Annotated in this window: 10 protein-coding genes and 1 pseudogene; 2 read left to right on the top strand and 9 right to left on the bottom strand. The window is 37.9% G+C overall.

Annotated features, from left to right (window positions below; genetic code table 11):
* Positions 1–84 precede the first annotated feature (84 nt).
* The 6 genes from ACFIK2_RS04045 to ACFIK2_RS04020 form a co-directional block, all read right to left on the bottom strand.
* Positions 85–330: a DUF4170 domain-containing protein gene (locus ACFIK2_RS04045; RefSeq protein WP_375618600.1), complete on the bottom strand. Its 246-nt coding sequence runs from the start codon at positions 328–330 to the stop codon at positions 85–87.
* 46 nt (positions 331–376) lie between these two features.
* The gene (locus ACFIK2_RS04040; RefSeq protein ID WP_375632857.1) at positions 377–1,183 is read right to left on the bottom strand and encodes a 3'(2'),5'-bisphosphate nucleotidase CysQ; all 807 of its coding nucleotides are present in this window, start codon (positions 1,181–1,183) and stop codon (positions 377–379) included.
* A complete protein-coding gene (locus tag ACFIK2_RS04035) occupies positions 1,170–2,501 on the bottom strand; it encodes a TldD/PmbA family protein (RefSeq protein WP_375612375.1) in 1,332 nt (443 codons plus the stop codon). Before ACFIK2_RS04035 ends, ACFIK2_RS04040 begins: the two co-directional genes overlap by 14 nt.
* A 1,201-nt stretch (positions 2,502–3,702) precedes the next feature.
* Positions 3,703–4,152 (bottom strand): hypothetical protein, encoded by a 450-nt coding sequence (locus tag ACFIK2_RS04030; RefSeq protein WP_375632855.1) that lies wholly within the window; start codon positions 4,150–4,152, stop codon positions 3,703–3,705.
* Between the two features lie 542 nt (positions 4,153–4,694).
* Positions 4,695–5,261: a 16S rRNA (guanine(966)-N(2))-methyltransferase RsmD gene (gene rsmD, locus ACFIK2_RS04025; protein ID WP_375676287.1), complete on the bottom strand. Its 567-nt coding sequence runs from the start codon at positions 5,259–5,261 to the stop codon at positions 4,695–4,697.
* Complete coding sequence (locus ACFIK2_RS04020; protein ID WP_375676911.1) at positions 5,242–6,642, bottom strand: pseudouridine synthase; 1,401 nt, start codon at positions 6,640–6,642, stop codon at positions 5,242–5,244. Before ACFIK2_RS04020 ends, rsmD begins: the two co-directional genes overlap by 20 nt.
* A gap of 269 nt (positions 6,643–6,911) precedes the next feature.
* Here ACFIK2_RS04020 and ACFIK2_RS04015 point away from each other — a divergent pair, with 269 nt between their 5' ends.
* The gene (locus ACFIK2_RS04015) at positions 6,912–7,358 is read left to right on the top strand and encodes a nucleoside deaminase (protein ID WP_375632851.1); all 447 of its coding nucleotides are present in this window, start codon (positions 6,912–6,914) and stop codon (positions 7,356–7,358) included.
* Between the two features lie 645 nt (positions 7,359–8,003).
* Here ACFIK2_RS04015 and ACFIK2_RS04010 read toward each other — a convergent pair.
* From ACFIK2_RS04010 to ACFIK2_RS04000, 3 genes are all read right to left on the bottom strand, one after another.
* Complete coding sequence (locus tag ACFIK2_RS04010; RefSeq protein ID WP_375640696.1) at positions 8,004–8,495, bottom strand: hypothetical protein; 492 nt, start codon at positions 8,493–8,495, stop codon at positions 8,004–8,006.
* A gap of 177 nt (positions 8,496–8,672) precedes the next feature.
* On the bottom strand, positions 8,673–11,588 hold the full coding sequence (gene ileS, locus ACFIK2_RS04005) for an isoleucine--tRNA ligase (RefSeq protein ID WP_375640695.1): 2,916 nt from the start codon (positions 11,586–11,588) through the stop codon (positions 8,673–8,675).
* Between the two features lie 248 nt (positions 11,589–11,836).
* Positions 11,837–13,567 carry an outer membrane beta-barrel protein gene (locus ACFIK2_RS04000; protein WP_375676910.1) on the bottom strand — a complete coding sequence of 577 codons (1,731 nt, stop codon included), beginning with the start codon at positions 13,565–13,567 and terminating at the stop codon, positions 11,837–11,839.
* Positions 13,568–14,247: 680 nt separating this feature from the next.
* Between ACFIK2_RS04000 and ACFIK2_RS03995 the strand changes: the two are divergent.
* Positions 14,248–14,896, top strand: a pseudogene (locus ACFIK2_RS03995) (tyrosine-type recombinase/integrase); the annotation flags it as partial.

Below are 14,896 nucleotides of genomic sequence, written 5' to 3'. Positions count from 1 at the left end.
TACCCGAAGAACGTACCTATGAAAAGGACGACTAAACAAAAGCATGAAGCAATCTACAGGTTATAATAACCAAATATTCAAGCTTTATTCTGCATCGCCTAACTCAGCATCAAGAAACTGATGCAAATCTACAATGTAATAACGTTGTAATGCATTATCTACACTGCTTTGTGCTTTTGCCTGCCATGCTTCTTGAGCGGATTGATAATCTGAGAAAATACCAACCACATCTAAATCATCAGGATTCTTAAATTGATTACTGTTAAGATTTTTTAATTCCCCACCAAATACAAGATGTAAATATTGTTTTTTTCCTTTGGTTTCAGTCATATGTGCCTCCATATCATTTAGATTATTTTAGCGCGCTTTTACGTGATTAAACTAACTTTGTTTGACGAACAACATCTATCATATCTTGACAGCAATTATTTTTACCAGCAATTAAAAGTCCATACTGGTAAGGTTCAATTCCATAAGATAGTAAAGGGGCATCAAGCGATAAAAAACACCCTCCACACTCCTGCAAAATAAGATCAGCAGCGGCAATATCCCATTCATGACAATTTGGACGAACTAATACGATATCAATTTCATCTTGAGCAACAAGAACAATACGATAAGCAAGAGAAGGAAGATAATGATAAAGACTGACTTGATTGAGAAAATCATCTGGTAATTTTTGTGCGAGCGATTTATCAAGTGAAATTTTATATTTTCGATGAACCTCAAAGGCTAAACGAGGAAGTTTTATCCCATTTAATGTTGCCCCTCCACCCGTTACAGCTGTATAAACATCTCCTTGAGCCGGACATTGTAGAACGCCCACAATAGGACGCCCATTCTCAATAATGGCAACCGAAATACACCAATAAGGATTGCCAGAAAGAAAACCACGCGTTCCATCAATAGGATCAACAACAAAAGAGCGCTCATAATAATCTTGTTTTTCTCGATTATCTTTTGTTTCTTCTGAAATCCATCCATAATTTGGACGAGCTCCAAGAAGCCTCTCTTTCAAGAAATGATCAATAGCAAAATCTGCTTCACTAACCGGGGAATTACCTTCTTTAATCCAGACATCCAACGTGCATCCAAAATACCGCATTGCTAAATCTCCTGCCTCTCGACAAATGTCACGCAAAAGATTTAAATCAGAAGAATGATGCGTGTTATTTTCCTGCAAGTGTCATCCCTTCAATTAACAATGTTGGAGCAGCTGTACTATAACGCCGATCAATATCATTGGCAGGTGTTAAATGTGCTAACATATGAAGCAAATCAGAACCTAGCGTTACTTCACTTACCGGATAAGCAATTTCACCATTTTCAATCCAAAAACCGGAAGCTCCACGACTATACTGACCAGTAATAAAATCAATGCCATGACCGAATAATTCGGTCACATAAAATCCATTTCGCAAATCTTTTATCATATCGCAAGGCGATACTAAACCCGGTTCAATAGCAAAATTTGTACTGGTCGGCTGCACTAATGATGCCGAACGCATACCGTGTCCATTTGTTTTAAGTCCCAATTCACGTGCTGTAGATGATGAAAGAAGCCAATTTTTTAAAATACCATTTTCAATAATATTGAGTGTTTGCCCCTCTACCCCTTCTCCATCAAAAGGATGAGAAGCATTTCCACGTAATCGCAAAGGTTGATCGGTTACATTAACATTAGGCTTCATCACTTCCTTGCCTAGGAAATTCTGTAAAAGACTCGTTTTTCGAGCCACAGAGGCTCCATTGACCATAGATGCGATATGCCCTGCAATTCCACGAGCCGTACGCGGATTAAAAATAACATCAACGCTCCCAGTCGCCGCACGAACTGCCCCCAAACGTCGAACAGCACCAAGCCCTGCATTCTTTCCCACAGTTTCTGCTGCCTCTAAATCAGAAAAATGTAAGGCTGTTGTATAATCATAATCCCGCTCCATCTGTGTTCCTTCACCTGCAAGAGCACTACAAGAACGTGAAAAACAACTTGAGCGATAGGCTCCACAAAAACCATCGCTGGTCACAAGAATAAACCCACTACGGCCATAAGCTGTTGCAGCGCCACCAGAATTGCTTACACCTTTAACATCAAGAGCTGCTGCCTCCGTTTTTAAAGCATCTTCTGTTAAAAAATGACTGCTGGGTACAAAATCATCAAAAAGATCAAGATCTTTAGGATACTTAACCAAACACTCTTTATCTGCCAAACCTTCAAATAAACTATCGGGAGAAGCTTTAGCCATCGCAACAGCACGTTCCGCAAGTTCTTGCGGATAAGATCCTAAATTAGCAGAAACACTTGCTACTTTTTTTCCAACAAAAACCCTTAGAGTAAAATCATTGCTCTCTGCTGCTTCTGTCGATTCGACTTTCCCAAAACGAACTGATACACTGGTAGAATGAGCATGAACAATAACAGCATCAGCAGCATCTGCCCCAGAACGCTTTGCTGCTTCAACCAGCGAAACAGCTTTCTCAATCTGGTTTTTATCAGTCATTATAGACTCCCTAAAATATTTTATTATTTACATTGATAAGCATTCTGACAAATTTATACAAATCAAAATATAACTCTTGTGTATTGATTCATAAGATTATGCACATTCATGCATTCTTTTTCTTTTAATGCATTAAATCATTTTCCTTTTAGCTTCTTTATGAAAAGACGTAATATGCCGTATATGCCGTAAAATCTCTTTAGTTTCAAGATTTCTCATGGGCCCTTATCATTTTAGGAGCCAAATCTCCACTGACAATCAAATCAACAGAACAATTGGCAATTAACAAAAGTCTTAGCAATAACACTTGAATTTAAGCCAAAGTCCTCAAAAATTCGAAAAGTATAAAATGATCTAAATCACAGGTCTTCCTTCCTCTGGGTAGTAAAAAACTTACCTCATATCTTTCCTATAGCATTCTTTAATTTCCAAGAAAGAATCAAGAAAATGCCTTATATTTGTATACACTTCTTTGCTTCTATAAACTCTCTCATAATGAGACGGCACTCTTGTAAATGAAATAAAACTTAAACAGAGTAAAAAATATTTCCTTCCATTATGGTTTCAACAAAATGAGCAGTCATAAACTTCTTTACCCTAATGGACGTAATATCATAAAGAACTCATTTTTTATATTTAAAAGTAATCAAGAAATTATCTTGTAATCTTTCAATAAAATTAACAGTTTGATTTATACTTATAATTTATTGTTTTGTAATTTGTATAAAAAAGCCTAATAGCATAAAATTCTCTTTGTTTCGAACCTATTCATGTTGAGTCAATCACAACTATTTGCGAGCATATCATGAATAAGGGGCATATGAATGAAACCTATTTAAGAAGAAATCAAAATGCCTCTTATGAAGGTTTTAAATGCAAAAAATATTGCAACATTAGAAACAGGAAAATATTATGACGATATGGACCTACATCATAGAGAAGTAATGAACTTCTGAAACTTTCTCATTTTCAATGAAGAGAGCATCTTATAAGCTTTTATATATAAAAAAAATTCAATGAATTTCATAAGATTTTTAGCGCAAAATTAATCCCGTAAGATGCTTTGACACGATTTCAACAGCTAACTAAAACCAAATCATAGCTCATCAATTTGCTATATACTCATAACTAATTTCATTCTAACAAGGCTAAGATTTCTGCACCTTTTTTAAGGTATTAACTTCTTTATAAATGCACCCCCTTACAAGATGCTTTTGTTTTCAGTAAGAGCACGTCTACTCATTTCAATCATTGCATCGCGAAGATATAACTTAATTTTTGATCCAATAATCACTCCAAAGAAAGGAGCAAGTAAGCCATACATAATTACAGTATGACGAATTTTGTTATTGGAAGAACCAGATTTTGTTGAACAAATATATTCATGATTAAAACTCATACGTGTAAAAGGAAGTTTAGCATAATCAGAAAAACAAACATTTTTTATAACTTTATCAAGTGTAAAAGTTACTGTAGGTCCTTTTTTAGGTTTCATTTGGCCTACAGCTCCTACTTTAAAAGCACCAAAAAGTTCTACCCACTCAAGTTCGTGATCCCAAGAAGGCCATTTTGCTACGTCCTCCCATATAGCCCAAATTTGCTCAGCACTTGCTTCTGTGCTAATCTCTTCACTATATATCCATTTAAACATGATAATCTCCCCTTTTTTACAAATTCCTTATCTTTAGTGATAAAGAATAATATAAAAAAGTATCCTTAAAGCTGCACAACGATAAGATACTTAATACTCTCAGATTTACTTAATATGTAATGATTAAATCAACAAGGGATACTACTAAACTAAACACACAAATATTCAGGATAAATGAACAATATTTTCAATACTAAACAAAATATCTTTTTTAAATTTATACAATAACAAAAATAGACGTTACGCATCATATAAGATATAAATGCAGACTGCATAGCTTAAAGCTTTCAACTGCTGATGAAATGTGATGATTAAGGTATAGCAGAAAAAATTAGACAAAAAAGATCATAACTATTATCGAGGAATATATATCCTATTGGAGAAAAAACATCCTTCTATAGTAAAGCTAATAAAAATTCATCAATTCCTTTAACATTAGAATCTTTTATTGATTTTCTGCTTAACCTTTTAAAAACCATATAAAATGAAGAAAACTGTGTAAAAGCATTTTTTCATCCTATCGGATAAACACAAGAACTTTCTCAAGATGTAAGCGATCGTAATTTATAGAGACGTATTGCTGTTTCACCATAAAAACGCTCATCGTCTAGATAAAAGACGTCAGGTAAATAAATCATTGTATCTTTCTTTTCTTCAAGTATGAAGAGTGTATCAGCTTTTGCCCACCCTCCTCGCAAAGCTTCTACAAAAGCACGTTCACCTAAACAACGGCTATAGGGAGGATCAGCGCAGATAACATCAAATGGCAGCATTGTGCCAATATTGCCAAGTTTGGTCGCATCACGACGCAAAATCCGTCCTATCGACTGTAATTCAAAGGCTTCTATATTTTTTTGAAGCAACCCACGCCCCTCAACCGAGTTTTCAACAAAAACAGCAGCCTTTGCTCCACGTGAAAGTGCTTCGATGCCTAAAGCACCAGTCCCAGCAAAAAGATCAAGAATGCGTTTATTGGTCCAAAATTGTTCTTCACGGCTAGAAAGAATATTAAAAAGGCTTTCACGTGTACGATCACTCGTTGGGCGAATCGACTGATTAACAGGCGAAAACAAAACACGCCCAGCAAATTTACCGCCTATGATCCGCACGTGGACCTCCAAATCGCTTCGAAGTTTTTGCACCGTCCCTATGTGGTTTAGATTTTTTCATAGCACCACCAAACGATTTTACCTTTTTCTTTCTCTCAAAAGAATGCTCATCATGACCACCTTTTATCATTTTCTCTTTATCCTTTAAAAAGCGATCTTTCTTACCAAAGGGATGCGTCTCTTCATAAGATATTTTGCCATATTTTTGAACAAAACTTTCCCTCTTCTCTTTGTATGACGGATTTTCTTTTTGTTTTTCCTTGCTTCGATGAAATGATTTTCTACCATCCAAATCGCTCTTATGACCATGCGATTTCTCCTCACTATAAGAAGGCTTTCTACGTGCACTTTGCGGACGTGCACCAGGAGCCATCCAAACATTAGCATGGCGAGAACGCGGTAGAAAACGCTCTGCTTTTCCTTCTTCTCTTTTCTCCTTCTTTACATTCTCATGAGATTTTGTACTTAATCGTGCGCGACTATGTTCAACAGAACCATCTCTTGGTCGGCGTCGTATTGCCCTTTCACTTGAGAAAACCCAACCATCATTTGCAATAGAAAGATCTTTCTGGCTTTGCTTTTCTGCAACAACTGCAGAATTTGAAAATGGCTTAAGAATAGGAGCATCAAAATCTGCATTGGCTTGCATAATCAAACGCTCCCCCAACTGATCTCGTAACATCCGCCCTTTTAACTCTTGCACGGCTCCTTCTTCTAAATCAGAGAGATGAAATGGACCATAAGATACACGTATTAATCGATTAACTGATAATCCCAATGCCCCTAAAACATTCTTTATTTCACGATTTTTTCCTTCTCGCAAAGCGACAGAAAGCCATACATTCGACCCTTGTTCGCGTTCAATTGATGCTTCAATCGAACCATAAAAAATACCTTTAATTGCAATACCATTTTTAAGGTTATCCAGCGCACTCTGTTTTACTCTTCCATGAGCACGGACGCGATATTTGCGGACCCACCCCGTTACAGGAAGCTCTAATACACGCGCTAAGCCACCATCATTGGTTAAAAGCAAAAGCCCTTCCGTGTTAATGTCAAGCCTTCCTACAGAAAGAACACGCGGCATTCCTTTTGGTAAATTACTAAATACTGTAGGTCTGCCTTCAGGATCACGGTTCGTGGTGACAAGACCTGCTGGCTTATGGTAAAGCCATAAACGCGTTCGTTCTATAGGAGGTAAAGGTTTGCCATCAACTTTAATAACATCAGAGCGGCTAACATTAAAAGCTGGCGTTTTCACGACTTTACCATTCACAGAAATACGACCTGAAACAATCATCATTTCTGCATCTCGACGCGAAGCAACACCAGCACGCGCTAATCTTTTAGCAATTCGTTCACTCTCATTATTTTCATTCATTTGCGTTTCAAACCAATCTTTGCAAGTATGTTCAGAAAATTATTCACATGCACCATACCGCTTATCCTGAAAAATGAAGTAGCATAATCATTTATCATTTTCTATCCTTTAACGACAATAATGTATCTGTTGACTTGCAAGTTTGTTTTAAACTCTTAAAAAAATAGAGGTATTCTTTTCATTATAAAAGCGTAATAAATTATTCATTCCATAGCATTCCTTATCGAGATAACCTTTAGATTTTCTATACCTTCAGTAGAAAGAATATTATGACCTTGACGCCCATGGAAATAGCCCTTTTAGAAGCGCAAGAGGCTGCAAAAAAAGATGAAGTTCCCGTAGGTGCTATCATTACACGTGGAAAAGCTATCATTGCACGCGCTGGTAACTTTATAAAATCTGCATATGACCCTACAGGACACGCAGAAATACGCGCAATCCGTATGGCTTGCGAAACATTGCAAAGCGAAAGGCTTCCTGATTGCGATCTTTATGTAACACTTGAACCTTGTGCTATGTGTGCCGCTGCCATTTCATTTGCACGCATACGACGTCTCTATTATGCAACAAATGATCCCAAAGGAGGTGCTATAGAAAATGGCCCACGTTTTTATCAGCAAACAACCTGCCATCACAAACCTGAAATTTATTCTGGTTTCAAAGAAAAAGAAGCAGCTCAATTACTTAAAGACTTTTTTGTACAAAAGCGATACTAAAAATAATTCTTCTTCCATAACTTTCACTCTTTAACAACTATCCTACTTCTCAAAAAAGACTGTTAATTCTTCTGATATATATAGCAAAAGCTATTTCGAAGCATTTTTTCTCTCTTTTAATTCTGCATATTGTTTCTATTAGATGATACATTCATTCAAAAGAATAATTCATTATTTTGTATATAAAATATAAAGTCCAAAATATCATAGATATACTCTCATTTCAAATTACATTGAAACAGTAAAAATCTCTTTCTTGCACATCATAAGCGGAATTATCGTCTGGATAAAGAACGTTTTAGAAAAGACTAAAAATGTCTCTTATGAAAGCTCTCAAATGCAAGAATTATCGCAACATTGGAGTCTGTAAAATGAAATGATGGTATCCACTTTCTCCTTCCTAAGCATAAAGTATTGGAGCACAATAGATTTTACGTTATACTATCCACATGAGCAATGTTGTAAAATGAGCTTGAGAAATGTTTCGTGTTAAGGAAACGCATAAGGACTCTCTCGATGCTGTTGTCATATTGCTATTTCATGAGAATACCCCCTCCTACAGCAGCATTATAACTGCGCGCGAATGAGAGCTTGGTATCATAAGTAATTGGAAAAATACTTTACTTTAAATGTTTTGTCTTTTCCCTATCGACCAATAGGTGCGGTTTTTGCCGGTTGGCGATAACTTAAAGGTGGTTCAGTGAGATAGCGACGGTATTTTGAACTTCCAACTTGTGCTCTCTGACGACGTAAATATTCTTGTCGTTGCTTCGCATTCAACTGTGAAGGATTTTCTGAACCAACGCCATTAACTGACGATCCTTTGTGAGGAAAAGGTGTATTTCCTTGATGCTTCTTCGATGCTGCCATTTCATTGACAGATCTATCTTGTTGTGGTACCGGCAAAAATCTGCGTGAACTAGGGCTTGGTATTACAAGTTTTGGATGAGGTTTCATAACAATCTGGCTGCTGTTATTTGTTGGTGTTAATGAAGTGATATTAGCAACATCTTCAAAAAACTGTATTGAAACTGGTTTATTGGTACCATAGGTAGGAGCGGATAAATTGCATCCCGTTAAAACAAAGCACATCCCTAAAATTCCTATTGGAAATATTTTTATTTCATGTTTTCTCACTGCCTATTCCATTTCCTAGGTGTATGGCTGATTAATATTCCCGTTATTTATGAGAGAACGGTCCATACACAAATTTCCCCCCTGCAGATAAAACAACGGAATTTTTTTCGTACCACAAAAAACTATATTCATCAATATGAGAAATTTACTTGCATTTCTTTCCTTTGATCTAAAACTTTAAATCTTGCCAAGAATCTGCAATTCCCGCAAAGCAGCTGCATCACGAGCAGATACATCCGGATAAACTGGATCACTTCCAACATCTTGTGTATAACGCCATGATCGAGCACATTTTTTTCCTAATGCCTTCTCTGGATATACACCAACACCTTCAACATCATTCAAAGTAAAAGCATCAGAAGGTATTGTGTCCTGCGTAATTGTGAGTGCACTGGTAATACAGATCTCCGCCATATCCACATTTTCTAATGCCTCTCGTAAAACCAGATTGGAAATAAAAACAATAGGCGCAGCTTCCAAAGAGGATCCAATACGCTTATTAGCACGTTCAAGCTCTAAAGCACCTGTCACAACTTTACGGACCTGCCGAATTTTTTTCCAACGCTCAGCCAAAGATTGGTTTTGCCATTCTTCTGGTACAGAGCGAAATTGTTCCAAATGCACCGATTGGCTTTCTGGGTAACGCTCTAACCAAGCTTCCTCCATAGTAAAAGGTAACATTGGAGCAAGCCATGTTACCATACGCTCAAAAATCTCACGGACAACCTGCAAGGAGGCCTTGCGTTTTTTTGATGAAGGCGCATCACAATAAAGAGAATCCTTGCGGATATCAAAATAAAATGCCGATAACTCAATGATTGAAAAATCCAATAATGCACGCATAATCTTTTTAAAATCAAATTCATCGTAAGCGCGATTAATCAACTGATCAAGTTCAAAAAGCCTATGCAATATAAATTTTTCAAGATCCGGCAGTGCACCATAAGATACTTCTTCTCCATCATCATGTGCTAAAGTTCCTAGCATCCAACGAATTGCATTGCGTAGTTTACGATATGAATCCACATTTGTTTGAAGTATTTTTTTGCCTAAACGCTGATCTTCCCAATAATCGGTTGTCATAACCCAGAGACGAAAAATATCAGCTCCAGATGTTTTAATGATCTCTTGCGGAACAACCGTATTGCCTAAAGATTTAGACATTTTCTTACCATTCTCATCCAAAGTAAAACCGTGTGTGATCACGGACTTATAGGGAGAACGAGCACGCGTACCACAGCTTTCCAAAAGAGAAGATTGGAACCATCCGCGATGTTGATCTGAACCTTCAAAATAAACATCAGCAGGCCATTTCAAATCAGCCCGATCTTCTAACACAAAGCTATGGCTTGCTCCAGAATCAAACCAAACATCCAAAATATCATAAACCTGTACCCAAGGCTCATGTGCACGCTCACCTAAAAAACGTTCACGTGCTCCTTCAGCAAACCATGCATCTGCCCCTTCTGCTTCAAAAGCCCGTAAAATACGCTCGTTCACACCTTCATCTTTTAGAATAACACCATCCTCATTCGCAAAAATACAAATAGGAACACCCCAAGAACGCTGACGAGAAAGAACCCAATCAGGACGATCTTCTATCATAGAAGCTAGGCGGTTTTGTCCAGAAGACGGCACAAAACGCGTTTTTGAAACAGCTTCCAAAGCCCGACTACGTAAAGTTGAACCATCCCCAAAATCTTTATCCATTGAAATAAACCATTGTGGTGTATTGCGAAAAATAACGGGTTTTTTTGAACGCCAACTGTGGGGATAGGAATGCTTTAAACGCCCCCGTGCAAACAATCGATCTGCTTTAATTAAAGCGTTAATGACCTCTTTATTGGCATCACCCATTTTTCCATTATCATCAATAACACGTGCAGGTCCTCCTTCACGATCTGGTCCTAAACCTGGAACATCTTTCGTATAGAACCCTGCATCATCAACAGGAAACGGTATAGATGAATCAATCCCCGCTTGCTCCAGTAAGGACTTATAATCATTCCAAATTTCAAAGTCCTCACGCCCATGGCTTGGTGCTGTATGGACAAAACCTGTACCAGCACTCTCTGTTACGTGCGAACCATCAAGCAATGGAATTTTAAAGTTATACCACCCAGCCAAACCTTTGAGTGGATGAGAAAGAACAAGAGCTTTCAACTCTTCAGAAGAAATAACACGCAAACGCTTCAAAACAAGTTTGGCTTTTTCTCCACAACTCATCGCTAAAGCGTCTGCAAAGAGAAGCTTTTCTCCCACTTGAGGACCAAAATCATTTTCAGCACTTTCAACTTCGTAAATACTATAAGAAATTTGCGAAGAATAACTCACTGCACGATTGCTTGGAATTGTCCACGGTGTTGTTGTCCAAATGACGACATAAGCACCATATAAATCATCAGAATTTGCTTCAAAGACAGGAAACTTAACCCAAAGCACCTCTGATTCATGATCATGATATTCAATCTCAGCCTCTGCCAAAGCCGTACGCTCTACAACAGACCACATCACCGGCTTGGAACCACGATAAATCTGATCTAACATAGCAAATTTTATCAATTCACTGGCAATGTGTGCTTCTGCATGAAAAGCCATTGTAGTATAAGGCGTGTTAAAATCTCCCACGACACCAAGGCGTTTAAATTCTTCACTTTGGACGGTTACCCAATGCTGTGCAAATTCACGGCATTCTTTACGAAACTCGTTAAGAGGTACCTCATCCTTATTTTTTCCTTGTGCTCGATATTTTTCTTCAATTTTCCATTCAATTGGAAGCCCATGGCAATCCCAACCAGGTACATAATTTGCATTAAAACCGCGCATTTGGAATGAACGGACAACCACATCCTTTAGAACTTTGTTTAAAGCATGCCCAATATGAATATGACCATTTGCATAAGGTGGACCATCATGAAGAATATAAAATGGACGATGTTTTGCTTGTTGGCGCAATTGCGCATAAAGCCCCATATCTTCCCAACGCGCCATCAATTCAAGCTCTTTTTGCGGAAGCCCTGCACGCATAGGAAAATTTGTCTGTGGGAGATAAAGGGTTTTTGAATAATCTATTGTTTCATTTTTCACAGTCATTGTGAAATATTCCTGTCCACTTTTACGATTTCATTTTTGCATAACTTCCCTGAACCCTGCAACTCTGGTTTTTATCTATAGGGAAAGCCGAGCTTATCATTCGTATTAAGCAGCGATCAGGAAAATATATCATCACACTCTATGGGCTTTATCATGAAATTCATAAGAAAAGAAATCAAAAATTGATCTTTTAAAAAATAAAGGCTCCACTAATAGTGGAGCCTTTTAGAAATTTACTCTTTTAAAAATTAGAATTTATAAGCTACACCAACACGGAAATCATTGGTTTTGTAGTTAACTTCAAGTTTTTCCTTTGCAAATTTCTTTTTACCAAAATCAGAGTAACGATATTCTGCACGTACAATCACATTATCCAAAACCGAGAAATCAACGCCACCACCAAGTGTGTAACCAATCATGGTTTTTGTTTCATCAGATAAGTTCTTAGAAGAAACGACTCTTCCATCCTCATCCTTAACGGATATTGATACAGTGTCTTGGAACTGCCCATAAGCAATACCGCCAGCAAGATAAGGCATAAAGCGATCAGCAGCAAAACCAATACGTACCCGTGTAGCACCACCCCAATTTTGTTTGAAAGTATGATTTAAAGTTTCAACTTCATCCTCTTGATCAAGACCAAGTTCAGAAACCAGCTTTTTCATTTGTTCTATACCATATGTACTGGAATCGTTCTTATCCACCGCTTGTGCACTTTGTGCACCGTGTCCAGCCATATTCTGTCCACCATGAGAACGAGAAGCATATGGATTAGCACCATTCGGATGAGCACCAGAGCTACGCCCACCTGCATGAGGTGCACCATGCGAATTAGCATTTCCGCTACCATGGGAAGAACTATGATGACCTCCGTTTTGGGCTCCGCTTGTTCCATTGGAATATTTTGCTGACTCAGAGGTTGACCCTGATCTCGCGAGTACAAGTGATCCGCTCGGTACTGTTTTTTCTACTGCTGATGGTTGTGATGCAGGTTGTACCGATGTGGGTGCTTTTGCTGCTGGCTGACTTGCGCCTAATACTGTTGATGAGGCAGAGGATACTGGTGCTTTTTCAGCCGTTTTTGCAGATCCTGCTTCTGCAGATTTTGCAGGTGCACTTGTTCCACTTGACCCTACTCCTGCTGTTTGATTTCCTGCTGTTGATTTTACCAATGAGGACGATGATGACTTCCCTGCTACTCCTGCCCCTGTGCCAATAGCTGTTGGTTTAGATGTAACTGGATTTGATCCATTTCCTCCTACTGCTACCGATGGCTGTCTTGTATCTGATCTTGCCAATAATCCCGATGATGCTTGCACTGATCTTCCCTCTGTCTGTGGGGAGATTTTTTTAGATGGAACAGTTTGTGTGCTGCCCTCTGCTGGCGTTGGCGTTCCTCTTACTTCTGATCTCGTCACTTGTTTGGAGGTTTCTGTTTCTGCAGCAGGTTTTGTTGATGTAGTTCCTACATCTGCTACTTTTGGTGCAGGTTGTTCTGAAGCAGCTGTTTGTGTTGTCTTTCCTGTTGGTGTTCCTGTTGTGGTTACAACTTCTGCGGATCTGCGGGATCTTACGACTGCATTTTCTACTGTAGTGTTATCAGCCGCACCTATGGTAATGGTCTTTGTGTGTTTTTTTCCAGATATCATTAAATCCGTATCGATGCCAAAAATAAAGTTATCACCGAGATCAATATTAGAACCTGCATAAAAACCACCTACAAAACCTGAAAGTTTAGGAGAGAACTCTTTATCCAGTGGTAAACTCTTTTCTTGACCAACAAGAGCCACATCAGCCTTGCTTGAAAAACCACCAGCTTGGACACCTAAATAAAGACCTGTCCATGAAAAAGTAGGTGCAACAATGGTAGAAGTAGTCGATGATGCTGGCTGATGAGGAATCATAACATCAGCAGCTAGTGCTGTAGACGCTGAAATTAAAGAAAAAATAGACGCTGTTATTAAACGTTTTGTATTCATAAAATCTCTCCAAATATCCAAAATGAAATTCATATAGAGCATCTTTTCTGAAATATCTGTAGCAAAAATGACACACTCACAAAAAAATAAAGATTTTTTGAAAATAAGGCTTCTTAAACTTTTAATTTTGCATTCAATGAAAATTTGTAAACTAAATCACTCTAGAATTATGTGTCTTAAAGTTGGATTCATTTTCATTAAATTTTTGCATAACTGTTAATGATAATATTCTTTATAAATTTCTTTTTACCGAAATCTGAATAACCGTATTCTGCATGCAATAAACTATCATCTGTTATTGCAAAATCAATGCCTGTGCAAACAGTGAAATCAAATGTTGCCTTTTTTAAAACCAAGCGCCATCAAAGTTTCATCTATTATCAGCATGATCTACTTTTGGTGCTTTAGCGATAGTATTTTGTATCTAAAATTAAGAAAACAAAGAACTTATTCAAACACTTGCAAAAAGACTTTTAGATTCTTTGCATAAGCATCTTCATCACGCCACATCACTTTGATTTATAATGATAACTTATTGTTTTCATATTGAATGAAAAAACTAATACTGTAGGATTCTATCATTTAAAATCTGTTCCATGTTGTATTAATCAAAATCATTCGCTTGCACGTCAAAAGCGGGATAAATGTGTGGATCAAATTTGTATAAGAAAGGACTAAAAATGGCTCTTATGAACCGTCTTAATGCAAGGTCTGTCGCAACATTGGGGGCTGGCAAATATAATGATGGTGCCGGCTTGTTACTTCATAAGCGTAAAGATGGTGGTGCTCAATGGATTTTACGGTATACCCTTCACGAACGTCGTCGTGAAATGGGATTGGGTGCCTTAAGACATGTCTCTTTAAAACAAGCCCGTGAATTGGCAACTAGGTGGCGTGCTGTTTTACGTGAGGGGCGTGACCCTATTAAAGAACGCAACAAACAAAAGCGTGAGGCAATGCGCAATCTCCATTACTTAAAAGATATTGCTTTAGATGCTTTTGAAAGCCGTAAAGCTGAATTAAAAAATGATGGCAAGGCTTGTAATTGGTTTTTACATTTACGCCTCCATATTCTCCCCAAATTAGGCTGTCTGCCCGTTTCAGAGATTACACAAACAGAGATACGTGATACCCTTGCCCCTATTTTGCATACAAAAGCTAGAACTGCTCGAACAGCATTGATGCGTCTTAATCTTTGTCTCAAACATGCGGCTGCCTTGGGTTTGGACGTTGATTTACAGGCAACATAAAAAGCAAAAGCTCTCTTAGGAAAACAACGCCATAAGGTCACTAATAGACCAGCCATGGATTGGAGAGAGGTTCCGGCTT

This window comes from Bartonella sp. AP88XZML, from assembly GCF_042195565.1.
Taxonomy (GTDB): domain Bacteria; phylum Pseudomonadota; class Alphaproteobacteria; order Rhizobiales; family Rhizobiaceae; genus Bartonella.
The sequence above is the reverse complement of the archived record's forward strand: the minus strand, read 5'-3'. Positions and strand labels throughout refer to the sequence as shown.